Source organism: Pseudomonas juntendi (assembly GCF_009932375.1).
Lineage (GTDB): Bacteria > Pseudomonadota > Gammaproteobacteria > Pseudomonadales > Pseudomonadaceae > Aquipseudomonas > Aquipseudomonas juntendi.
This window is the reverse complement of the sequence record NZ_BLJG01000280.1, coordinates 1-2,056: the sequence shown is the minus strand read 5'-3', so window position 1 is coordinate 2,056 and position 2,056 is coordinate 1. Positions and strand designations below refer to the sequence as shown.

The window sequence follows — 2,056 nt, the reverse complement described above, 5'->3', positions numbered from 1 at the left end:
GTGAGCGCGCGCTGGCGGTGTAAACAGCTCCACAAGCCCTTCATAGAGCCAGCAGGCGCTGGGAGCTTATGCTCCTGCGTCAGCTGGCTGTGGGCAATCACTCCTTCCCGCTCTTTATCCTAGGGCGTTTCCCACTCAATTCTCTCCAAGACATTCAACTGCTTGAGAATCGCCCGACTGTCCCTCCAAAACCCAACCCCGCTCTACTGGCGACCTTCCAAAACAACCACAAAAAGGAAGTCGCCATGTCCGAACATTGCCCCCCCGTCAGCCCTGTCCGCATCGCTGTCATCCAGTACGACCCACAAGTCGGGCTAGAGTACTGCGATGGCAACCTGAGCAGAGGCCTGGCACTGGCCCGGCGTGCGGTGCGTGAAGGTGCCAATCTGATCGTGCTGCCCGAGCTGGCCAACACCGGGTATACCTTTCACTCCCGTGCCGAGGCCTATGCGCATGCCGAAACGTTGCAGGCAGGCCGTAGCCTGAAAGCCTGGGCTGATTTCGCCAGGGAGTATCAGGTGTACCTGGCAGCAGGATTCGCCGAGCGTGAGGGCCTGAAGCTCTACGACAGCGCCGTATTGTTTGGCCCCGACGGCCTGCTAGGCCACTATCGCAAGGCCCACCTGTGGAACCAGGAAAAGCTCTGGTTCACCCCTGGCGACCTCGGCTTCCCTGTATTCGAGACGCCAATCGGCCGTATTGGCCTGCTGATCTGCTGGGACATCTGGTTCCCTGAAGTGCCAAGGCTCATGGCAGCGCAAGGGGCAGACATCATATGCAGCTTGAACAATTGGGTGTGGACACCGCCTCCGCTGTTTGATGAAACAGGGCGTTGCATGGCGTCGTACCTGACCATGACAGCCGCGCATGTGAACAATGTCTACATCGCCGCCGCAAACCGTATCGGCAGTGAGCGAGGAGGGCGCTTTCTCGGTTGTTCGTTGATTGCCGGAACCAACGGTTGGCCCATTGGTGCAGTTGCCAGTGCGGAGGAGGAAAGCATTGTCTACGCCGATGTCGACCTCAGCAGCGCGCGTTCAGCGCCGATCTGGAACAGCCTCAACGACCTGCAGCGTGATCGCCGTACCGACCTCTACGATGCTGCGCTTGGCTACCGCCTGCATGCGCCTATGCCACGCTGAGGATCCGCACATGAAGCCATTACTGCTGCCCAATCGGCAGCACGCCCCCGTGCTGATCTTCACCTGCCTGGCAATGCTGCTGGCAGCCAGCCTTGCGTCAGGCCCGTGGCCAGACTACGGGCAACTGGCGGCGACACTGGACCAACCGCTGAGTCGTTTGCGCTGGATAGTGGGCGATATCAGCGAGGTCGCATTCTACAAGCATGAGCTGCCTGCGCTGGGCTTGCTGCTAGGCGCCAGCCTGGCGCACTGGGCCCATCTTCGCGGGTATCGCTGGCAGGGTTTTGCAATCTGTTATGGAAGTGGACTGTGGCCATGGGTGTTCACCAGCTCGCTGATGGGCCTTTTACTTAGCCATGCCTTGTGGGGATGGACCTTGGCCAGTGGTACCTGGCAACCAACGTTCGTGGCCTTCGTGTCGTTGCCGGCAGCCATGGTGCTGTTGTATGGGGCGGGCTGGCGTGTGGCGATAGCAGGCGCATTGCTGGGGGCATTACTGGTAACCCCGGCGAGTCTGCTGCTGGTCAACTACCTGTGCTACCCCCTGCAGTTGCCTGTGGTTATCGGCAACGTGGGTGGAATGGCCGTGGCAAGTGCCGCCGCTTTCCTGCTGTGCAAGCGCTACCCGTCATGGGTCCGCCAAAGCCACGAACCCGACGTTGTGAAACCTGTGGCCAGCCAGCCATCCTACGGTGTGATCTGGACTTTGCGGCGTGTACTGGCCGATTTCAGTGAAGCCCCCTTCTTTGGCAATGAGCTGGCTAGTCTGGGTCTCCTACTGGGTTTGTTGCTGGCTTACCTGTTGGCCCCGGCAGCACCTGCATACGGTTCAATGTTGGCGTTGCACATACTGGCCGGACAGGCCTTGGCATCCTTGGTCGGGGTCGTATTCTGGCGCGGCCAGTGGCAAGCCC

General features: G+C 60.3%; 2 protein-coding genes. Both read left to right on the top strand.

Going from position 1 to position 2,056, the window contains the following annotated elements; genetic code table 11:
• Nucleotides 1-245 precede the first annotated feature (245 nt).
• A complete protein-coding gene (locus tag GYA94_RS24410; RefSeq protein WP_009682591.1) occupies nt 246-1,142 on the top strand; it encodes a nitrilase family protein in 897 nt (298 codons plus the stop codon).
• A gap of 10 nt (nt 1,143-1,152) precedes the next feature.
• On the top strand, nt 1,153-2,056 hold a 904-nt coding region (locus GYA94_RS24405; protein WP_161893269.1), incomplete at its 3' end, for a hypothetical protein.